18 protein-coding genes are annotated in these 21,053 nt (G+C 58.1%); 9 read left to right on the top strand and 9 right to left on the bottom strand.

Annotated elements, in window-relative coordinates:
* The first annotated feature begins 63 nt into the window (after positions 1–63).
* The 6 genes from AC3WOG_RS21675 (at position 64) to AC3WOG_RS21650 (ending at position 6,893) form a co-directional block, all read left to right on the top strand.
* On the top strand, positions 64–1,218 hold the full coding sequence (locus tag AC3WOG_RS21675; RefSeq protein ID WP_492580014.1) for a porin: 1,155 nt from the start codon (positions 64–66) through the stop codon (positions 1,216–1,218).
* A gap of 13 nt (positions 1,219–1,231) precedes the next feature.
* On the top strand, positions 1,232–2,230 hold the full coding sequence (locus tag AC3WOG_RS21670; RefSeq protein WP_492580013.1) for a sugar ABC transporter substrate-binding protein: 999 nt from the start codon (positions 1,232–1,234) through the stop codon (positions 2,228–2,230).
* Between the two features lie 72 nt (positions 2,231–2,302).
* Positions 2,303–3,811, top strand: coding sequence for a sugar ABC transporter ATP-binding protein (locus tag AC3WOG_RS21665; RefSeq protein WP_492580012.1), 1,509 nt, complete (start codon positions 2,303–2,305; stop codon positions 3,809–3,811).
* A 113-nt stretch (positions 3,812–3,924) separates the two neighbouring features.
* Positions 3,925–4,815, top strand: coding sequence for an ABC transporter permease (locus tag AC3WOG_RS21660; RefSeq protein ID WP_492580011.1), 891 nt, complete (start codon positions 3,925–3,927; stop codon positions 4,813–4,815).
* A gap of 25 nt (positions 4,816–4,840) precedes the next feature.
* A complete protein-coding gene (locus AC3WOG_RS21655; protein WP_492580010.1) occupies positions 4,841–5,803 on the top strand; it encodes an ABC transporter permease in 963 nt (320 codons plus the stop codon).
* A gap of 127 nt (positions 5,804–5,930) precedes the next feature.
* Positions 5,931–6,893, top strand: a complete 963-nt coding sequence (locus tag AC3WOG_RS21650; protein WP_492580009.1) for an arginase family protein — start codon at positions 5,931–5,933, stop codon at positions 6,891–6,893.
* A gap of 75 nt (positions 6,894–6,968) precedes the next feature.
* On the opposite strand, the gene AC3WOG_RS21645 is transcribed toward AC3WOG_RS21650, so the two are convergent.
* From AC3WOG_RS21645 to AC3WOG_RS21615, 7 genes are all read right to left on the bottom strand, one after another.
* Complete coding sequence (locus AC3WOG_RS21645; protein ID WP_492580008.1) at positions 6,969–8,063, bottom strand: alkene reductase; 1,095 nt, start codon at positions 8,061–8,063, stop codon at positions 6,969–6,971.
* Between the two features lie 119 nt (positions 8,064–8,182).
* Positions 8,183–9,532 (bottom strand): MFS transporter, encoded by a 1,350-nt coding sequence (locus tag AC3WOG_RS21640; protein WP_492580007.1) that lies wholly within the window; start codon positions 9,530–9,532, stop codon positions 8,183–8,185.
* 81 nt (positions 9,533–9,613) lie between these two features.
* A complete protein-coding gene (locus tag AC3WOG_RS21635) occupies positions 9,614–10,057 on the bottom strand; it encodes a nuclear transport factor 2 family protein (RefSeq protein WP_492580006.1) in 444 nt (147 codons plus the stop codon).
* Between the two features lie 81 nt (positions 10,058–10,138).
* A complete protein-coding gene (locus tag AC3WOG_RS21630; protein WP_492580005.1) occupies positions 10,139–10,573 on the bottom strand; it encodes a nuclear transport factor 2 family protein in 435 nt (144 codons plus the stop codon).
* 86 nt (positions 10,574–10,659) lie between these two features.
* A complete protein-coding gene (locus tag AC3WOG_RS21625) occupies positions 10,660–11,100 on the bottom strand; it encodes a nuclear transport factor 2 family protein (RefSeq protein WP_492580004.1) in 441 nt (146 codons plus the stop codon).
* A gap of 31 nt (positions 11,101–11,131) precedes the next feature.
* Positions 11,132–12,781 (bottom strand): GMC family oxidoreductase, encoded by a 1,650-nt coding sequence (locus AC3WOG_RS21620; protein WP_492580003.1) that lies wholly within the window; start codon positions 12,779–12,781, stop codon positions 11,132–11,134.
* 226 nt (positions 12,782–13,007) lie between these two features.
* Positions 13,008–14,054 (bottom strand): oxidoreductase, encoded by a 1,047-nt coding sequence (locus AC3WOG_RS21615; RefSeq protein WP_492580002.1) that lies wholly within the window; start codon positions 14,052–14,054, stop codon positions 13,008–13,010.
* A 261-nt stretch (positions 14,055–14,315) separates the two neighbouring features.
* Here AC3WOG_RS21615 and AC3WOG_RS21610 point away from each other — a divergent pair, with 261 nt between their 5' ends.
* Positions 14,316–15,251 (top strand): helix-turn-helix domain-containing protein, encoded by a 936-nt coding sequence (locus tag AC3WOG_RS21610; RefSeq protein ID WP_492580001.1) that lies wholly within the window; start codon positions 14,316–14,318, stop codon positions 15,249–15,251.
* Between the two features lie 206 nt (positions 15,252–15,457).
* Here the strand turns inward: AC3WOG_RS21610 and AC3WOG_RS21605 are convergent, their stop codons facing one another.
* Positions 15,458–15,805 carry an alcohol dehydrogenase catalytic domain-containing protein gene (locus tag AC3WOG_RS21605; protein WP_492580000.1) on the bottom strand — a complete coding sequence of 116 codons (348 nt, stop codon included), beginning with the start codon at positions 15,803–15,805 and terminating at the stop codon, positions 15,458–15,460.
* 494 nt (positions 15,806–16,299) lie between these two features.
* On the opposite strand from AC3WOG_RS21605, the gene AC3WOG_RS21600 reads away from it, so the two are divergent.
* Positions 16,300–17,790 carry a purine-cytosine permease family protein gene (locus tag AC3WOG_RS21600; RefSeq protein WP_492579999.1) on the top strand — a complete coding sequence of 497 codons (1,491 nt, stop codon included), beginning with the start codon at positions 16,300–16,302 and terminating at the stop codon, positions 17,788–17,790.
* A gap of 121 nt (positions 17,791–17,911) precedes the next feature.
* Positions 17,912–19,135, top strand: coding sequence for a porin (locus tag AC3WOG_RS21595; RefSeq protein ID WP_492579998.1), 1,224 nt, complete (start codon positions 17,912–17,914; stop codon positions 19,133–19,135).
* A gap of 70 nt (positions 19,136–19,205) precedes the next feature.
* Here AC3WOG_RS21595 and AC3WOG_RS21590 read toward each other — a convergent pair whose 3' ends face one another.
* Positions 19,206–20,153 carry an AraC-like ligand-binding domain-containing protein gene (locus AC3WOG_RS21590; protein ID WP_492579997.1) on the bottom strand — a complete coding sequence of 316 codons (948 nt, stop codon included), beginning with the start codon at positions 20,151–20,153 and terminating at the stop codon, positions 19,206–19,208.
* Positions 20,154–21,053: the final 900 nt, after the last annotated feature.

Here is a 21,053-nt window from a genome sequence, read left to right as displayed (position 1 = left end):
AATCCATCTGATCTGAGGACCTGTATGCAAGCAAAAATCCGTAGGCGTATCCCAAACCGTCACATGTCCGCAGCAGTGACGGAAAACGCCGCAGTCCGCAGTCGAAATTACTTTCTTGCTGCTGCCGCGGTAACGCTCGTCAGCGCGGGAAACGCACACGCGCAATCCAGCGTCACGCTGTACGGCGAGGTTGACGCAGGTGTTCGCTACGTCTCGGCATTCGACGGCGAGCATAGCAATGCTTATCTGTCCTCCAGTGGCATGAGCCCAGTCTTCTTTGGCCTGAAGGGCACTGAGGATCTCGGCGGCGGTATGCGCGCCATCTTTGCACTTGAAAATCAGTTTTCAGCCGCGAACGGCGCAGCATCGCCTATCAGTACTGGCCCCCAACTATTCGGCCGGCAAGCCTTTGTCGGCCTCGACACAGACAACTACGGGACATTGACCGCCGGTCATCAGTACAACGCCCTCAACGTATTTTTTAACTACGCACCGATCTGGGTCGATGGCGCCTCGCCGTTCTACGTTGGCGGCGACAACCTCGTGCTCGGATACCGTATGAATAGCAGCGTTGTCTACAAGAAATCTGCAGGACCGGTCTCTTTCCAGCTTGATTACGGTTTCGGCGGACAACCTGGAAGCCTGGCCAAAGGCGCTACCGCCGGTGCGAATGTTGCCTACCACTTTGCCGATGCAATGCTCGGCGCAGCCTACGAGCAGTTCAAGAGCGCCGACGGCGCAAGCATGGCGCAAAACTGGACCGCTGGTGGGCGATATGCTTTCGGCAAGGCGACGCTGTTCGCCGGCTACATGCACAACTCGGTCAGCGGCACGGAAAGCCAGCGCCGCAGCTTGTACTTCGGTGGTGCACAGTACACGGTGAGACCCGACATCCTCCTGTCTGGTGGCTACTTCTACTACCAGCAATCGTCTTGCACCGGCACTTGCACGGCCGGCCAGACTGTCGCGGCGGGTAGCGCTGGCAGCACCCAGTACGGGATTAGTGGCGGCGGGGGTACCGGACACGCCAACATCCTTGCGATCTCAGCGAAATACCTCCTGTCCAGGCGCACGAGCTTGTACGCGGAGGTCGACACCTATCGGCTCAGAGGCGGCGCAGCAAGCGACCAGATCTATTACTGGACCGGCACCGACAACAAGAATCTGAAGTCGGTAAATCAGAACGCCGTGATGATCGGCATGACCCATTCTTTCTGACCGAGTACCTATCATGCGAACTTCCAAAGCCATCACAAATTTCCTGCGCGACGCAGCCGGCATCCTTGCACTGCTGGCCGTATCGGTCGCCCCTGCCCACGCTGCCGCGGCTAACGCAAAAGTTATTCTCCTTGCCGCCGACGACGTTTGCGGATACTGCGCCGCGTACAACGCGACCGCCCAGCAGTATGCAAAGGAGAAAGGAATCGATCTGAAACTGGTCACCAACAAATTCGATCCCGCGCAGCAAGCCGCCCAAGTCGACCAGGCGATTGCGCAGAAACCGGCAGCGATCCTGCTCTGGGCCATCGACGGCACAGCACTGCTGCCATCAATGCACAAGATCCAGCGGGCGGGTATCCCGCTATTGCTGACAGACGTGTTGCCTGACCAGAAGTACGACACGCTCTGGGCGCAATACAGCGGCGGCGACTACGAAGCGGAAGGTCGTGCCGCGGCTCATCTGATGGTGGACGGCTTCAAGGCCAAGGGTTACGGAAACACTGGCGACGTCATTGAAATCACCGGCTATGTTGGCCAGGCCCAGACGATCTCGCGACAAAAGGGCTTCCAGGAAGAACTCGCGAAAATCGCCCCTGGCATCAAGGTCGTCGGTACTCAGCCTGGGAACTGGGACCAGGGAACTTCGACAACCGCCGCTTCGGGCCTGTTCACCAAGTTCGGCAAAAACGTCAAGGGCGTCTATGCCCACGAAGATGCCATGGCCGCAGGCGCAATCGTCGCGGCGGAACGCGCAGGCCTCACCCCGTCGAAACTCGCCGTGGTTGGCGTCGGTTGCGAGCCGGTCGGGGTCGACCTGCTGAAGTCCGGCAAGCTGTACGGCACGGTCCTGCAGTCTCCGAACGATGAAGCGCACTACGCGATCGACAGCGTCGTCGATCTGCTCAACGGCAAAAAGCTCGACAAGCTGCGCTACGTTCCGATGCCGTCCGTCACCGCGAAGGACGACATCGACCGCATCTGCAAGCCGTGGACGACCGCCGCCCGCTAAGTTCATCACGCCTCCACACGGCCCATGGGCGGCTTCAGGCCGCCCATGGCCATCCGATAGAGCGTCAACACCATGACCGATTCCATTCTCATCGCGCAACATCTCAGCAAACGCTACGGCGGCGTGCAAGCCCTGCGTGACGTTAGCTTCGAACTGCAGCGCGGCGAAATTCACGGGCTATGCGGCGAGAACGGCGCGGGCAAAAGCACCATCGTCAAGATACTCGGGGGAGTAGTCAAACCAGACACCGGCACGATCGTCGTCGACAACGAACGGCTCGCGCTCGGCGAACGGGTCGATCCACGCCTCATATCGATCGTTCATCAGGAACTGTCGATCGTCCCGCATCTTTCGGTACTCGACAACGTGATGCTTGGCGCGCCGGAAGTCGGTGCCGTTTACATCCGGCGTCGTTTCGAGCGTATCGTCCGCGAACATCTCGATGCCGTCGGCTTGCCGCACATCGATCCGGCGCAGCCCGCCTCGACGCTCAGCCTCGCTGAAAGGCAGCTTGTCGAGATCGCACGTGGTGTCGCGCGAGGCGCACGTGTGCTACTGCTCGACGAGCCCACCGCGACGCTTTCCGATGCGGAAATAACGCAGGTTTTCGGCGTGTTGCGCAAGCTGCGCGACGCCGGCGCGTCGCTCGTCATCATCAGCCACCGGCTCGACGAGATTTTTGCGCTAACGGACCGCGTCACGGTGTTTCGGAGCGGACAGCACATCTGGACGCGACCGACCGCGGACCTGACCAGCGACGAGCTTGTCCGGGGCATGATTGGCCGCGATCTGGTGCGTGGCGGTCATTCGCCGCTCGCGCAATCCGCGTCGGAAAGGCTGACGCGATTGCGGACGCGCTCGCTCGCGGCACAGGGCCGATTCGCGACATTCGATCTCGCGGTTGCCCCAGGGGATATCGTCGCGATTGCCGGGCAATTAGGCTCCGGCGCCGATGCATTTGTCGAGACGCTTGCGGGCCTTCACCCCGAATACAGCGGTCATATCGAGCTGGACGGCAACCCGGTCGCCTTGCGCAGTATCGACATGGCGCACGCCGCAGGCATTGCGTACGTGCCCGAAGACCGGGCCGGCAAGGGTGTCTTTCTCGACGCGCCGATCGGCATCAACCTGACTTCACACGTGCTGTCGTCAATCAGCCCTAGTGGATGGCTTTCGGCAGCGGCCGAACGCAAGCTCGCCGTTCGCCTTGCCACGCAATTCCAGATCGACCCCGATCGGATTCCTCATGACGTGTCGACGCTTAGCGGTGGCAACCAGCAAAAGGTCGCAATCGCGAAGGCGGCGGCCGCAGGTCCCCGGTTGCTGCTGCTAAACGAGCCGACCCGAGGCGTGGATATCGGAGCCCGCGCGGAAATTTACGCCCGTCTGCGCACGATGACGCAGGCGGGCATGACCGTGGTCTTCTATTCGACGGACCTGGAGGAAATCATGGAGGTTGCGCAACGCATCGTAACCGTCTATCGCGGCAACGTCGTGCGCGTGCTCGAACGCCGCGACACGACCGGCGACGACATCCTTCAGGACATCCTGCACGGATCGCCAGTTCCGGAGGCCGCATGAGAACGCTCCACTCACCCATCACCGACCCCGCCGGACCATCCCGGCCGAAGCTTCCTATGTGGATCCGTCATCAATTCAGCTCGACCCGAGTCCAGGCAACGTCGATACGGTTCTTGTGTATTGTCTTGCTCGTTGTCGCGGGCATTGCCGTTCCGCGTTTCGCGTCGCCGGCCAATCTGGCCGCGATCCTTTACTCGACCGCCGCCATTGGCATGGCGGCCATCGGTCTCGCTGCCGTCACCCTGTGCGGACAGCTGTTCCTGCTATCAACCGGCGCGACCGCGGCATTCGCCGCGATCGTGTTCGTGTCGGCTCTGGGTTTCGGCATGATCCCGGCTGCAATCGCCGCGATCGCGACTGGCGTCATACTCGGCGCAGCGCAGGGACTCGCGATCGGCGTGCTGCGCTGCAATCCGATCATCGCATCGATTGCCGCCGCCTCGGTGATCACCGGCATCGCCTCACTGCTCACTGGTGGCCGCACGATCATCGGCGACGGAGATGCGTCCTGGCTCGGGCTCGGCGTCCTGTTCCCCGGCCTTCCCCACCAGGGCCTGTTACTCGTGGTGGCGACCCTCGCAATCGAACTGATCGTGCAACGTTCGCGCTTCGGTCGCGAATTGCGGCTCGTCGGCATCAACGGCGCCGTGGCTCGGATTGCCGGACTGAGAACGCGCGCCACGGTGCTGGCGAGCTGCGTGTTCGCTGGTGCTGCCGCCGCCGCCGCCGGCGTTCTCATCGCGTCGCAATCCGGTACGGCAAATCTGCTCGTCGGCAGCGACCTGAACTTCAGCGCCATCGCCGCCGTGCTGGTGGGCGGAATCGGTATCGCCGGCGGACGCGGCCGGATTGCAGACGCGGCATTCGGCGCGCTGTTCCTCGCGATCATCAGCAACCTGCTGATCGTCAACAATCTGCCGTACGAAGCCCAACTCGCGGTCAAGGGGGCAGCGGTGCTGTTGTCGGTCGCGCTTGGCGCCCTCCTCGGTGGCAAACGCCGTTAAACACCAACCGTCCCACGCCAACATCATGACCCTGCTCCTCAATCGTTCCTACTGGCGGTTCGCACTCCCGATCGCCCTGCTATTGATCTTCCTCGCAGCCGATCCTGGCTTCCTGTCTGCCGGCAATATCTATGCATTGCTGCAGGCATTTGCGCTGCTCGGCCTCGTCACGTTGGGCATCTCACTGACAATGATCGCTGGCGAGTTCGATTTGAGCGTCGGTGCAGTCTCCGCCGTCGCCGGGCTCGTGCTGGTCAAGGTCGGTGGCTCGCATCCGGTGCTCGGCATCGCGCTCGCATTGCTTGCTGGCGCAGTCATCGGTTTTGCAAACGGCGCTCTGACCCGGGCATTGCGCGTCTCCTCACTCGTCACGACGCTCGGCTCCATGATCCTGCTGAATGGCTTGGCCGTATGGCTCGAAGGCGGTCAGGTGCTGGCTTACGATAATTTCGATGAGGCGGACCTGCTGGACCAGTCGATCGGCGCCATATTTTCCGTGCGCAGTCTAATTACGCTCGGCACTTTTGTACTGGTTGCGCTTATGCTGTCCCGCACACGCGTCGGCCGGGATATTCGCGCGGCAGGCAGTCACCGCAAGGCGGCAGAAATGGCCGGCTCGAATGTCTCATTTGCGCTATATGCCGCGTTCATTCTGTCGGGGACGCTCGCCGGTCTGACCGGTGCATTGACGTCCATCAGTTTGTCGACAGCGTCGTCCCGATTTGGAACGGATCTGGTGCTTCAGGCAGCTACCGCGGCGATTGTCGGCGGCGTGACGCTGAATGGTGGCGTCGGCAGCGCGACAGGCATCGCGAGCGGCGTGATGACTCTGACCATCCTGAACAATGGTCTTAGCCTCCTTGGAGTGCCGTCGGCGACGATCCTGCTAGTGAATGGCGCGCTATTGTTCATTGTGTTGATGTCCGACGGCCATGGGCGACTGCCGCGCTGGCTGTCTGCCCTGCCGGGTCGGCATCGGCGCATGTAATCCGCGCACCACTCGCGCGCCTCGATCCCTGTCCGGGTCGAGGTGGTCTCCCTTCCATCCCCGTCACGGTTTCTTCCCGTCAGTCGCGTGCCGTATATTCCAGCGACTGGCACGTCGAAGCAACTACTTGACATTCGCGGTCGAGACGCACGCCTCTGTTTCTGTGAATCTGTCCTTTTCCGGAGAAAATGACATGTCCCCGACCGAGCGCACCACGACGCTTCGCCTGCTCATGCCGCAATGGCAAGGTGGCAACAACCCACCGTATCACTTCGGCGCTCAACTGCTTGCCTGGCTCGCGCCTCCTGCAAGCGGTCCCGTCGAAACGGTCGACATAGAACCCCCCGCTTCCGGCGCGCTGACGATCGAGGATGGCATTGTTGGCCGCCGCGCACTGCTTGCCCAACTCGATTCGGCAAAGCAATGCATCGCGCGTCATAACCCGGAACGCATTGTGGTGCTCGGCGGAGACTGCCTCGTGGATCTCGCGCCGTTCGCCTACCTGAATGAACGCTATGACGGGAAACTGGCTGTCCTCTGGATCGACGCGCATCCCGACATCATGACGCCGCGCGATTTTCAACATGCGCACGCGATGGTGCTGGGGAATCTGCTCGGTGAAGGTGATCCGGATTTCGTGAAGGCGGTTAGCCGTCCGCTGGATCCGTCGCGCGTGATGTATGCGGGACTCAAGGAAACGCTACCCGTCGAGAGCGATTTCATCGCTCGCACCGGTCTACGCCACGCCGGCCCCGTCGATCTGGCAACGGACAGCCAGCCGGTGCTCGAATGGCTGGAAGAGATCGGTGCACAGCACATCGCCATCCATTTCGATCTCGATGTGCTTGACCCAATCCAGTTCCGGTCACTGCTGTTCTCGAACCCTGCGGCACCAGAGGGCGCTTTCGACGGAATCGCACAGGGCTCGATGACCATTCCTCAGGTGGTCAGGCTCATCAATGACGTATCGAAAGTGGTGGACGTGGTCGGTCTGGGCATTACCGAGCATTTGCCTTGGGATGCATTGGCGATGAGAGATATGCTGCATCGGCTACCGCTGCTCGGACAACCGCGGGAGGCCGCCATCTGACCAGAGCTTGCCCGCTGCAGAAAAGCCGGAAATAGCGCGTCGTGCCGCAAACCTGCGGCACGATGTCATTTCATTTCAGCGATAACGCGGATAGTCGGTGTACCCGCTGGCACCGCCGGCGTACAGGCCCTCCTCACGCACCACGTTCAACGGCGCACCCGCTTTCAATCGACTCACGAGATCCGGGTTCGCAATGAAGTGCCGGCCAAACGCGATGAGTTCCACGCGGCGATCGTTGACCAGGGCCTTTGCGTCATCAACCGTCAATCCGCCGTTCGCAATCAGAACGCCGGTATATCGCGGCCGGACGATGTCCAGAATCCGTTCGAGATCAGGTGCGCCATACCAGCCGTTCACATCGGCGATATGGATGTAGCTGACGCCACGATTGTCGAGCGAGGTCGCAACGTGGGCGTACATTTCCGGAACCTGATCGTCGAGCGCATTGTTATACGACGTGTAGGGCGAAATTCTAACGCCTACGCGCGACAACGGCATCACAGCACCAACTGCGTCAACGATTTCCTCCAGAAATCTCGCCCGATTCGCCACTGAGCCGCCGTATTCATCGTCGCGCCGGTTGACGTGCGCCGATAGAAACTGGTGTGGCAAGTATCCGTTGGCAGCGTGAATCTCAACGCCATCGAATCCCGCTTCCAGCGCGTTCGCCGCAGCTTGCCGGTATTCCTGAATCGTTGCGCCCACCTCCTCGATTGTCATCGCGCGGGAAGGCGTCGCACTAACACGCACGTAATTGCGGTTATCCAGCAGCCCCCAGACATGCAGGCTGTCGACATCATCATTGAAACCGGAGGGCGATACTGGTTGCTGCCAGTCGAGCAGCCCCATCGCGCCTACGCGGCCACCATGCCACAACTGCGCGAAGATACGCCCACCCGCGCGATGCACGTCGGACGTCACCTGCTTCCAGCTTTCGACCTGCTCCGGGGTATAGAGGCCCGGCGCCCGGTCGAATGGGCGAGACATCGGGCTTACGTTGGTCGCTTCCGAGATGACGAGCCCCGCCTCCGCACGTTGTGCGTAGTACTCGGCCATCAATGCAGTCGGCACATCGCCATGATCTGCGCGTGCGCGCGTCACCGGGGCCATCACAAGTCGATTTGACAGTTGCAGGTCGCCCAATTGGAATTCGTCAAACAAACCGCCCATTACACCACTCCTTCAAACGAAAATCGGCATCCGTTACGGCGAGGATGCCTATGGAATGAATCAATCACGCGTACACACAAACGAAGTGCATCCGATCCGGCACGAGGACGCAATTGGCTCTACTTCGTCGCGACCGAATCCGCGAGCGCAAGATTTACCTGCCTCCGGCGGCTGTCGTAGAACCAGAGACAAGCGAAGAACACGAGTGTCACGACCGGCATCACGCTGCCGTCCCTGAAAATTGTCGACGCTGCAAGCACCATAGTCCTGTCGAATCCCGGCGTGCCGGGTGCGACATGCTGGAATGCCTCGGCTCCGCCTGCCGCCTCGATCTTTGCGGCGTCGAACATGCGACCAAACACCGGCATCATTACGTACGTTGAAAGCATGCCTGCCGACGCCATCGTCCCAATCGCAAAAGCGCCGCCCGCTGGGAAACGCTCCGAGGTTGCCGCAAGCGTCGTCGGCCACATGACCGCCGTGCCGATTCCGAATACGAGCGCCGCGCACAAACCGCTCGCCGGTGTATTCGCCTGACTCAGCATCAGCAAGCCCGCGACAGCGAACAACGAAGCGACCATCAGGAGTCCGGCGGAACCGAGATATCGATTGAGTACACCGGCACAGCTCTTTACCACCAGATGCACCGTATAGATAAATGCGACCAGCCAGAAACCCTGAATACCGACGATTTTCGTCAGCGTCAGATCGATCCAGCTGCTTGTCACGAGCTCCGTCGCGGCTGTCAGGAACATCGCGCACAGGCAGAAGTAGAAAAGCGGACGGTTCAACGTATGACGGAACATGTCGCGAAACGAAATGCCGTGGGCGACACGCTCGCTTGGCGGATAGCTCAAGCGCGCCACGAGAAGCAGCGCAACGCATGCCGGCACGAAGACCACGCAAAGCTGCAGCTTCCATCCCAGCGAATAGTGCTCGACCAGAACACACACCGGCGCAGCCACAAGCATGCCCAATGCGTACGCGGCGTGAAACAGGTTAAGCCGCGCAACCTTGCGTGTGGGATAAATGCTGACAACCAGAGGATTCAGTACGCTTTCAAGCGCGCCCCACGCCAGTCCTTGCAACAACGAGCCTGTCCAGAGAAGCGCGTAGGCATACGGCGCGCCGGGCTGCGCGAGACAGATGGTGGCCGTACCGGCAAGAAATCCAAACACGCCGAGCACATGAAGCCGCCGCATACCGACTGCATCGACGAAAGGCGCCATGACAAAGTTTGCAATCGCGAAACCGAGAAACAGCACGCCCAGAATCTCACCAATATGCGCGCCCGACGTCAATGGATCGACTGCGTCGAAGAAACTGGTTTTGATCGGCGTGGCGGCATTGATTCGCAGCAGCACTTCCAGCCCAATGCAGAACTGGGTGATAAATGCTGCAACGAAGATCTGTGTGACCCTCACGTCGTTGAGGCCGTCCGGCGTTCTGCTTTGGTCAATCGTGTTCATCTCGTGTCTCCCGCCGTATCCTGGTCGAGCTTTTTGTACCCGTCTTGCCCAAACTCGCGCGCAACAATGTATCCGCGGCGTTTACGCCGCTATGTCGCAATCGAGTATCAATTCAAGTCGATCAATCGCCCATCTGCCTTCCGCTCTCGATACCTCGGCGCGATATTCGCCCGTTGCAGCGATCTCGGGAGTCTGGCCGCGATCGCAGGTGAACAACGAAAGGTAGGTCCGCATAGTGGCGCGCGTGTCACCGATGGTCGCAAACAAAGGCGTCGTAAGTTGCTGACTGCGCCATCGCGAATGTGATTCACGCATGCCGATCAACCCGTCCACAACCCGGTTGCGGCCGTGCCACTGTTCAGTCGCCACGTTTCCGGCGACTTTTACAAGTGCTTCCACATTCTCGGCGAACACGTCACGCATCTTTTCTACTTCTGTCTTGTCCAGACACCATGCGTAGTGATTGAGCAGATCGATAAGCTCCTTCATCACTGCCTCGCCATCGCCCATTGCCATTGCATTCATATCGTTCCTGTTCAATAGATCGCGGCGGCAGTCAACGCAAAACCACCTGCCGCACGACGTGATCGAAGATCACACCGGTCATCAGAAGGATCCATCCAGTTCGGCATCCAGCGCCACGATCTTCCATGCGCCATCGAGCTTCTTCAGAGAGGCACGATAATGACCCGTGGTCACCAGACGCGGCGCAGCGCCTTTGGGAACGCCCAGCAGCGACAGATATACGTTCACGACCGCTTCGTTTTCCGTCAACGAGTGGAAGACTGGCGTGCTCAGCTGATGCCGCCGTCGATCGGTCTGAAGCTCCCGAATCGCTTGCAGTCCCTCAACGATTGCCCGACGGCCCTTCCAGGGCCCCCAGCCGGCGCCGGTATCGGCGACTCTCCCACCCGACACGGCTTCCTCCGCAAACGCGGACGACAGGAGTTCGACATCGTTTTCGTCGTAACCCCATGCGTAGCTATGCACAACGTTCAGTACTGCCTGAGCGTTCTGCCTGCCACTCGATTCCCGTTTCATAGTCCCTTATCCTTTCCTGTTCGCGAACCGGTTGCTGTTTCTTCACGCGGATCCGGTCTGATGGACCCTGCCCCGCCCGGCCAGAGTCAGAATGGCGACTCCAGCACTTCATCCAGCGAATCGATCAGCCACCCTTGTTCATGCACCGAGGCATTCATGACGTATTCGCCGGTCGTCACGAGATGGGGGACCTTTCCGTTCCCATAGGAGAACAGCGACAGATACACGCGCAATGTTGCGCGATCCGCACTCACCGACTCGAAAACGGGCGACGTAATCACGTGACGCCGCCGATCGGGTTGGGAACAGCGAATCGCGGAAAGCTCATCCCTGATCTTCTGTCGCCCTTGCCACTGTCCCCAGCTAATCGCCGTGCCGGCGACCACGCCGCCCGTACTGCCGTTCTTGCTGAACACGCTTTCGAGCAACGGCATATCGTTAGTGTCGTACGCCCATGAGTATTGATAGAGCAGCGACAAAACCGCCTGCCTCGGGTCCTGATGATTGACGTCTGAGATACTTTCCATTCGCGATAACCCCTGTCAGTTCGATTCGCAGCTACGCAGCGCAGGGAAACGCCCTACGGTTCGCCGCCTCTTCGTGCATGAATTCTGCGGCGCGTTCCGCGATCATGACGACCGGCGCGGTGGTGTTGCCGCGCACGAGTGTCGGCATGATCGACGCATCGACGACGCGGAGCCGTTCAATGCCGCGGACGCGCAGACGCGTGTCGACAACCGCATCCACGCCGGTTCCCATTGCACAGGTACCGGCAACGTGAAACGCCATCTGCACATGGTTCCGAACGTACTGTTCAAGTGACTCGTCGTCGTCCGCGATATGCGCTCCAGGCATGATTTCCCGTGTCATCTGCATCGCGAGCGATGGTGCCTTTAGAATCTGGCGCGCGAAGCGGACACCACGGATCAGATTGCGAACGTCACGATCGTCCTTCAGATAATTGGCGATGATCATCGGCGCATCGGCGGGATCGTCACTACGCAGGCGGACCGTGCCGCGGGAGTAACTCGTCAGGCAGCACGGGGCCACGGAGTAACCGTGAATCTTGTTGTCGGCCTCGAGTTTTCCCCACGCGGTCGACGCCATGGCAAGCGCATGCAACTGGATCTCCGGCCGACCGTCTCCGTCGAGGTCGAGAAATCCACCTGCTTCGACGAGGTTCGAACTCAGCAAGCCGCGGCGGAACATCAACCAATTCAGGCCGTGACGAAACGCATTCCAGCCGAGATCCTGCCCAAGCAGGCTGATCGGACGATTGAGTTCGCCGTCGACCGGCGCCACGAGATGATCCTGATAGTTTTGTCCAACCCCCGGGAGATTGCTGTTAACGGCGATTCCGAGATCCTGCAGATCCTGCCCGTTACCGACGCCAGACAGCATGAGCAACTTCGGCGATATGACCGCTCCCGCCGACACGACCACTTCTTCCCGTGCCTCAATACGCCTTTCAATGCCCCGCTGATCCCGAATCAGCACGCCTGTCGCCCGGCCATTTTCGATGGCAATGCGCAGCACCTGCGTATCGGTCTCGACGACAAGGTTTGGCCGTCCTTGCGCACTTCTCAGATACCCTCGCGCCGTGCTGCAGCGCTCACCGTTACGGCTCGACGTCTGGTAGTAGCCGACGCCCTGTTGGGTTGCACCGTTGAAATCGGCGTTCTCATTTACGTCGATGCCGGATGCGCGTCCCGCCTCACGCGCGGCAGCGACAAACGCCTCGCTGAGTTCATGCCGATAGCTGTTGTCGGAAATGACGAGGGGGCCGTTGTTGCCGTGATACTCGTCTCGCAGGCGGAGGTTGTTCTCTGATTTTCGAAAATAGGGCAACACGTCGCTGTAGCGCCAGCCCGTGCAGCCGGCGTCGCCCCAGCCATCGTAATCCTCGCGTTGTCCCCGGACGTACACCATCGCATTGATGGAATGACCGCCTCCGAGCGTACGCGCCTGCATCACCTGAATCGGACGATTGTTCGTGTACGACTGCGCCTCGGTGAAGTACTGAACCGTTCGCCGGGTGCCCATCGTACGAAAATACGCCCCATTTGCCTTGATCGACATCGTCCTGTCGTGGGGACCCGCTTCGAGCAACAGCACGCTCTTGTCTGGGGCTTCGCTGAGTCTCGCCGCGACGGCGCAGCCAGCCGCGCCACCGCCCACGACGATATAGTCGTATGAACTGGTTTCCATTGTCTCCTGCTCCATGTCCTGCTTTTATTGATGCTTCGGAACCAATTTAATCGACAGCGATTCAATATTCTCGGACGGGAGCGCCAATCTTTCGACCGGGCGCGCCATTAACCATTAACGGCCGCCATATCTTGCGTCGCGGAATTACCCGCTTGCGCGCCCATCAATCTCGCTCCGGCTGCTTCGATCCAAAGACAAGGAGGGATCTGGCTACTCCGGCGAACACTCAGTGGCCGCGCTGATACGGCCCGGTCGCGCGCGCGTAGGTGGGAATCGCGAGCTCAGGTTCCACACCGATTTCGCGAGCGACGCCTAACAGCCAGAACGGATCTCGCAACAGTGCGCGGCCGATGTAAACGAGGTCGGAAGACGAGCTATGGAGAATCGATTCGATCAACTCGCTGGACGTGATAGAACCGTTACACGCCGTTGGCACCTTCAATTCTTTCTTTAGCGTTGCCGCGTACTCGACCTGATATCCCGGGTAAATTTCGCCGTCGAAAACTGGCGACAGACCGCCCGCCGAAACGCTCAGTAGGTCCGCGCCGGCTTGCTTGAGAGCGGCCCCCAGCATCATAGTGTCCGCTAGAGCCGTACCGCGTTGCCCTGCTTTGTCCTCGGCGGAAATCCGCACGATCAGCGGCTTGTCATCCGGCCAGACAGCTCGCACCGCCTCCACAACCTCGACCAGGAAGCGTTGCCGATTCTTCAGCGCCCCGCCGTATTCGTCGGTTCTCGTATTGCTGAGTGGGGACAAAAACTCGTGCGCCAGATACCCGTGCGCGGCATGGATCTCCAGGCAATCGAAGCCGGTCTCGACAGCGCGGACAGTTGCCGACCGATACGCATTGATGATCTCGCCAATCTGCGTGAGCGTTAGCGTGGTCGGAACGCGCGTCGATCCGGCATACGCGATCGCCGACGGGGCGAAAATCGCCCCTTCCACCTGGGACTTTCGTCCGGCATGCGCGAGCTGGAGGCAGCTTTTGGCGCCGCAAGTTCGAATGAAATCCGCAAGGCGGCGCAGTCCGCCAATCTGCGCGTCGCTCCAAAGCCCCAAATCCCGGTGACTGATGCGTCCGGAAGGATCCACCGCAACCACCTCGGTCGTAATCATCCCGACACCGCCCAACGCCCTCGCTCCGTAGTGAGCGAGATGAAGATCGTTGACCCGACCGTCCTCCTGGCTCGTGTACATCAGCATAGGCGCCATTACGATCCGGTTCTTGATGGTCACGCTACGCAATGAAAACGGCTCAAAAATCGCACTCATGATTGCCTCAATGTTGTCTTTTTACGCTACTGCTGTCGCGCTAACGGTCTGCCGCATCATCCATGCGTTGGTTTGAGAGCGGACAATCGTTCGAAACCGACTGCTCAAAAACTTACCCTTGCCGTCACAAGCCGGCTCTGCTGAGCGCGCCAAATGATCGACTCCCAGCGCCTAGGTGTTCACCTTGATTGACAGGCTATCTCCGCTATTTCATCGTGCATAACGGCTTAAATGAGCGACACATAGTCTGGAAACCCAAGCATGACGGCATCCCCCCTCAACCTCGGCGAAGTACCCTTTCCGCAACGATTCAAATGCTGGCGGGAGGCAATTTGCGAGACCTATCTCACGGTCGACTGCGAAACGCTCAGTCACGATGTTCTGACCGGACTCATTTGCGCACGCCGGTTCGGTTCGCTTGAGATCAGCCAGGTGACATCGCCACCCATGGCTTACCGAAGGGGGGGCGAAGCGCTACGCGACAGCAGGGGGGACTGCTTTCAACTCGTGCTGTCACTCGAGGGCCACGGGGTCGTCGAGCAGGGTAACAAACGCACCCAGTTTGGTTCCGGCGACATGGTGATCTACAGTTCGTCCGAAGAATCCACGGTCACCTATCCGCAAGGCTCGACGACCCAGGTTGTTAAAATTCCAGGTGCCCTCCTTCTCGATCGACTTGGAACTGCAAACGGGATCGGGGCCACGCTGCTGGAAGGCTCGACGGCGCTCGGCTCCATGGCTCGGAGCCTGATTCGTGAATGTATGAAGTTATCCTTATCGAATCAGGCGGACGACGTTCGTCTTTGTCATGGCACGCTGGACATCCTCGCCGCAGCGGTCGAAAGCCGTCTCTCTGCTGCAGCTGACCGCAATAGATCCGGGCCGCTGGCAACAATTCAGCGATATATAGAGGCAAACCTGGCGGATCCCGAACTCGACATTCAACGTATCGCTTTTGACAACGGCATCTCAGTGCGGACGTTGAACCGCGTCTTTGCGGCAGAGGGACTGACAGTGAATGCGTGGATGTGGAACCGCCGGCTTGCTGCCAGCTACCGATTGCTCAGCGAAGGTAGTGTGAAACGTGTCAGCCAAGCGGCATTCGACTCAGGTTTCAATGACCTGTCACATTTCGGCAGAGCTTTCAAGAAGCGCTATGGCTTGCTCCCGTTCACCCTTCTGCACAACGGTCATTGAGGCCACTTTGACCTGTGAATTGGCCATTGACTGACCGTTGCCCGACAAGATGTAGTTAGCGACCAACGCCGTACGTGCCAACGACTATTGCACACACGCGACGATTAGGCCAGTCCGACGACCACTTCACGAATCACATTCGCTGCTGTCTGGCCGATTGGACAAGCCGTCCGTCGCTAAGTCCGATACGAAGTCGGCCCGACGCGTCAATAATAATCCTCATCAATCGCTGCAATCAGATCGTCGACGACGCCACGCAAGCGCCCGCGAGCCGCGATTCGATTGAACCCGCGTGGGAACAACACCAGCTGTCCCGCCGCGAAAACCGCGACGCGCGTCTCCTGGCGGAATCGGGCGCTCGATTCAACGACGCCGGCGCCTTCATTGCCGAGCACCAGTGGGGCTTTCAATCCAGCAATGCCACCGGAGCGGACCGTATTCGAAAGCTGGTTTATCGTCGCAACCTTCATGCGTACGAGCGTGAAACCTTCCTTCTGCGCAGGCCGATGACGCTCCTCGACCATCATCTGTGGTGGCCGCCCGAACTGCTTCACGACAAGTGATTTCATCCTTCCCCTCGCATCAATACTTCACCTTCGATCCTCAATCTTGTTTTCGTTCTATCACACACAAGGTTCTGGACCGCGTGAAACCCAATTTAGGCATTTCCGGCGTATAGGCTGGCACGATCAGCAGGATTTCGAATAACTCACAAATGGATTGAATCGTGCCGACGAAACGTTCGTTGGAAGGCGTAACGTCGCGAGATGCCCGGATCCTGAATCAAGCTGTAGCTGGCACTACTAGACGATTCAGCTAGCACACACAGCGGAGCATGCTTATTTTGACGCCCATACGCTCCGGAAAAGACTAAACGATCCAGCCTTGAGTCACGCGGCAAGTGTCATAGACCTTCCTCTGCGAGCGCATTACCGGACAGTCGCTCGGCCGAGGCAAATTCATGACATGCATTCCTCGAAACGAGAATCATCGTAAAAATTTACCAGTGTTGAAACACCTGGACGATATACCCCCAAAAGGAGAATCCGTGAGCCAGTCAGATATCGTCGAATCGCGTTCATTCGACCACGTCCCAGAAAATGAACGACACGGCAACGTTGCGAACCAGGTTCAGTTATGGTTCATGGTCAACGCTACATTGATCACGCTGTTCACGGGCGCAGTCGGCCCGCTTTACAAACTCGATCTCGTTTGGACTCTAGCCGCAATAGTTCTTGGAAGCGTCTTTGGCACGCTCTTTCAAGCGTTTCATGGCGCGCAGGGTCCGCGTATGGGTCTACCTCAGATGATTCAGTCGCGAGTCCAGTTCGGATCGCGCGGCGCTGTCATTCCGCTGATGGCTGCGATGTTGTGCCAGTTCGGTTTCGCAATTTTCTATATTCAGACAGGCGCTCAATCGATTGTAGACGTCACACGAATCAACCACGTCTCTACCCTCCAGACCGCATTTGGAATTGCCGCGATGGTCATCGCTATCGTCGGCTATAGACTTGTTCTGCGTGTCGAAAAATTTGCCTCGTATGCAACGCTGACGAACCTGGTTTTTCTGACAATAGCCGCAGCGACCGTCTTGCCGATCCGGTCCATGTTGTCTCATAGTCATTTCGCGTTCGTTCCGTTTCTGGCGCAATTCGGCGCAGCGGCGACGTACCAGATCGCGATCGCGCCGATGGTCTCCGATTACACGAGGTACCTCCCGTCGAAGACAAAGGGTAGCGCGGTGTCGGCTGCAGTCTTCTGCGGTACGCTGCTTTCGGCGATTTGGCTCGAGAGCCTCGGAGCCGCACTCTCGGTAGCATTTCCGAACACGGACGTTATCGCATCGATCCGGAATATGGGCGATAGCTTCGGCTTTGGTCTCGGCGCCGCGACGATGGTCATTTCGGCAATTTCGTGTCTCATCACTTGCGCCATCACGTTTTACAGCGGCACGGTCGCACTTCTGAGTGCCGCCGAAGCTTTCCGCCCTATTCGCTCAACGGTTGGGTTGCGCGCCTGTACCATCATTGGTGCCGGACTACTCGTTATCATCGCCGTTTTGTCTCTCTCTTCCGACATCCTCGACTCGTTCTCGGCCTTTCTGAGCATTCTCGCCTACTTCCTGATTCCATGGACCGCCGTCAATCTGACCGATTACTATTTCGTGCGGCGCGGTGCATTTTCAATATCCGACATCATGCGCCCTGACGGCGGGATCTACGGGCAATGGAACAAAGCTGGGATCACGAGCTATGCGTGCGGGTTTCTCGTGATGATTCCGTTTTTCAGTACCTCGATATACACGGGACCCGTAGCAATTTTGCTAGGTAAAGCCGACATCGCTTTCTCCATTGGCCTGCTTTTCTCAACGGCAATGTATCTCTTCCTGGTTCGAAATTTTGATTTCGAAGCCGAATTGAAATTAGTTTCACGCGCAAAACTCAATACGCTAGATGAATCCGACCTGCTCAATCCGACCAGTCCAGACCGCCATTCAATGCCACACCCTATTGCAGACACCAGCATAGGTAGACATTGACGAAACATTCAGCCCCGGCTGAATAAACCAGCTCAGACCGGGGCTGTCTCAACTTCCACATCTTCAAAGTCACCCCACACGCAGATTCTGTTGAGGATAACAACCGGAACGCGCCCGCGACGTGGATGACCTGTTTCTCGAAAACCATCTTTCACATATCTACTTGTCTACGACGAATTCATCCTCAACTTTTCAGCAAATTGCTTTTACTATGAATACCAACATTTTGCTTATTGCCGGATTTCTTGCCTTTTCAGCAAATGCATCTGCACAAAGTAGCATTACGCTATTCGGTGTTCTTGATGAAGGCCTCAATCTCACCAGCAACACCGGAGGAAGTCGTGCTTACCAGATGGCGAGTGACGACGTCGCCATCAGTCGCTGGGGTTTAAAAGGTACAGAGGACCTTGGCGGCGGACTGAACGCTATATTCGACCTCGAGAGTGGATTCAACGTTGAGAGCGGGACACTCGGATATGGTGGTCGTCTCTTCGGTTACCAATCATATGTAGGCCTTCAATCGGACACTCTCGGCTCGATAACTATCGGCAGACAGTTCGATTCAATATCCGATACGGTTGGGCTTCTAACCGCAAATGGCAACTGGGCCGGCTTCCTCTTCTCTCATCCGCTGGACAACGACAATACCGATTCGACGTACCACGCAAATAATTCGATCAAATTTACAAGCAACACGTATGGTGGTCTTTCCGGAACGATTCTTTATGGTTTCAGCAACCAACCTGGAAGCTTTGCAAAAGATCGAGAGTTCTCGATGGGGATGAAATATTCGTACAACACACTGTCACTTGCAGTGGCCTTTGCCAACCTCTCAAACCCGGGCGCAGCGACGACAGGCTCGATCGCCGCAGATGACTACGGACTACAAAGTACAAGTCAGAAAACATATGGGTTTGGCGCCGACTACGGCATCGGCAACGTAACGCTTGGGGCAGTCTACACGCACGTGAATGTCGGGCGTGCAACCTCATCGATTTACGTGGGTGGGCTTGGCACTCCAACGCCGGACATCCGGTTCGACAACGTTGAATTGAATATTAAATACGACGTTACGCCGCTGTTCTTCGTCGGTGGCATGTACACCTATACGCGATCAAAGGTCAACCAAGGTGGCCCGGAATCTTCTTTACATTGGAATCAAATTGGGCTGATGGCTCAGTATAGTTTGTCGAAGAGAACTGCTCTTTACAGTCAGCTCGTATATCAGAAAGTATCGGGCGGTGACGACACGATTCTGTCGGAGGCCTATATTCCCGGATCCGCAGGCGTGTCGTCAAATTCACACCAGACGGTCGCACGCATTGCAGTAACGCGTTCTTTCTAGGCTGATTGCACCGCAGTCGTTGCTGCCGGGCGATCGACTGCGGTGGACGCACTACTACGTCCAAGGAAAATTATTTCAACCGGGATCGAAGCAACGATTGAGGCAGTACGCCGAACGTCTGCTTGAAAGATCGTGCAAAGTGAGAAAAATTGGTGAAGCCATACATCATTGCAACATCGCTGACACGGCTACTTCGCCCGACTGCCAGTGCCTTGTAACTCGCGCACAAGCGTTGCTGCCAGAGCCAGCGCATCACAGTCGTGCCTTGCTGCGCGGCAAATAACCGATGCAAGGAGCGCACCGAGACATTGTTGGCTCGAGCGATGGCCTCAACATCCAGTGTCGAATCGGATAGATTGTCGAGTACGAATGTCTTGACCTGTTCCACGAGGTTCGGCCGGGTGCAGCGAACGGAAACTCTCGATCCCATCTCGACGTCAAAGGCGGTCGCAACCATATCAACGACGGCAGTGCCAAGCCGTGCGGAAAGAGCTTCTCCTGCCTCAGCGCCCACCGTCTCAATGTCCTGGAACATCTTTCCTACAAGCCCCCCGAATGTTGATTTTCCGTTCAGTAAGGTGCACGTAAAGCTGTCCGCATTCGGCAGATATTCCCGCAACAACACGCCAGGAATATCCAGAACAATCTGATCATCTCCTTCAGGTAGCAGGTAGTCAAAAGGGCGGCATGTATCGAACATGACAACATCGCCCGGATTCTGAACAATCTCGTTCCCGTCTTGCACAAAAATGGTTCTGCCGGACAGAGTCAGCGACACTTCAAACACATCTCCGGGATAGCGACTGATCTCACGCTGCCCGCGGACATAACGTATCGGTGTCGATCGGAAATGACGCAGTAGTACTGCACCCAATTGGGTTGTCTTCAATTTCCCGTTGAACGGCATCTCCCCGACGGGGAGCGTTTGAACTGAGACTTGCGTACCACAAACAACTTCTTCCCAACGCGCCAGGTTGTTCGAATCATCAGTCTGGACCGGAGTTTGAACGATATCCATCGCATCCTCGAAACACATTACTACGCTTGTGACAAATCCCGCAAAACGTTTTGCACGAATCGCGGGCGCGCTGCTGGACTGGGCCTGGATCTCGTCAGGCTAACAAGTGGCTGGACGCCGAACTTCGTAGAAGTAGTGACAGCCCGTTTTTCGCCGTCCGGGCGCGCCTGTTATGAGCCACAAGTCTACCGGCGGCAAAGCCGCTTTCACCGTCAGCGGAGAATCGCGAGCGTCTGGGTGATCAAGCGGCTTCGACGATCCAGAAACCACTTCTGCATTCCACAATACGACATTCCGAGTGGTCACTATCTGGCAAACCTGCATCGCAGACTACCTCGATTCATTTCATGCAGCTATGCTGAGAGCGCCAGTCCAATAGGCTCAAAATGCCATTGAGACCATTTCGAGACACTCCTACGAAGACTTTATGACGTCACCGGCCGCCTCTCTGAAAAAGGGGGGCCACGTTGTGGCGGCACAGCAATGCAGATTCGGCGCCCCGGATTGCATGCGCGAACTCAACTCCATAATCCCGACGGTCCCCCACACCACAGTGTGGTGCACCGGCCTGGTTAGGATCGAGTTACAGAAGCTGGCAATGGGAGCGTCGTGTTGCTGCATGCTTGAGTGCGTACCCGTCGAAAATCTCATGGATCGGCCGAGAAAGGTTTATGCGTAAACGTTTCTAATTTCGCTTGGCAAAATCCTCTCCGTCGTCGGCCACCAGCTCCACCGTCACTGACGATTCGCCAGATTCCGCCCAGTCTCCACACGTCGGGACTTCATCGCAAAACCACTCGCGTTTCTTACCGCCACTTCACAACGCGGGAACCATTTAGTCCAAGTGAGAAAAGACTCGTGAGGGCGTTCCCCCTGCGGACCACCGGCCTCCGACCGTCT

It is taken from the genome of Paraburkholderia sp. FW306-02-B, from assembly GCF_058782725.1.
Note: the sequence above shows the minus strand (reverse complement) of the source record. Positions and strands in the feature narration are given on the sequence as shown.

Bases quoted from the DNA above. Each gene is read 5' to 3' on its own strand.
- AC3WOG_RS21675 (WP_492580014.1), top strand. From the start codon at position 64: ATGTCCGCAGCAGTGACGGAAAACGCCGCAGTCCGCAGTCGAAATTAC.
- AC3WOG_RS21630 (WP_492580005.1), bottom strand. From the start codon at position 10,573: ATGAAACGGGAATCGAGTGGCAGGCAGAACGCTCAGGCAGTACTGAAC.
- AC3WOG_RS21640 (WP_492580007.1), bottom strand. From the start codon at position 9,532: ATGAACACGATTGACCAAAGCAGAACGCCGGACGGCCTCAACGACGTG.
- AC3WOG_RS21635 (WP_492580006.1), bottom strand. From the start codon at position 10,057: ATGAATGCAATGGCAATGGGCGATGGCGAGGCAGTGATGAAGGAGCTT.
- AC3WOG_RS21645 (WP_492580008.1), bottom strand. From the start codon at position 8,063: ATGGGCGGTTTGTTTGACGAATTCCAATTGGGCGACCTGCAACTGTCA.
- AC3WOG_RS21615 (WP_492580002.1), bottom strand. From the start codon at position 14,054: ATGAGTGCGATTTTTGAGCCGTTTTCATTGCGTAGCGTGACCATCAAG.
- AC3WOG_RS21625 (WP_492580004.1), bottom strand. From the start codon at position 11,100: ATGGAAAGTATCTCAGACGTCAATCATCAGGACCCGAGGCAGGCGGTT.
- AC3WOG_RS21590 (WP_492579997.1), bottom strand. From the start codon at position 20,153: ATGGATATCGTTCAAACTCCGGTCCAGACTGATGATTCGAACAACCTG.
- AC3WOG_RS21620 (WP_492580003.1), bottom strand. From the start codon at position 12,781: ATGGAAACCAGTTCATACGACTATATCGTCGTGGGCGGTGGCGCGGCT.
- AC3WOG_RS21670 (WP_492580013.1), top strand. From the start codon at position 1,232: ATGCGAACTTCCAAAGCCATCACAAATTTCCTGCGCGACGCAGCCGGC.
- AC3WOG_RS21665 (WP_492580012.1), top strand. From the start codon at position 2,303: ATGACCGATTCCATTCTCATCGCGCAACATCTCAGCAAACGCTACGGC.
- AC3WOG_RS21655 (WP_492580010.1), top strand. From the start codon at position 4,841: ATGACCCTGCTCCTCAATCGTTCCTACTGGCGGTTCGCACTCCCGATC.
- AC3WOG_RS21610 (WP_492580001.1), top strand. From the start codon at position 14,316: ATGACGGCATCCCCCCTCAACCTCGGCGAAGTACCCTTTCCGCAACGA.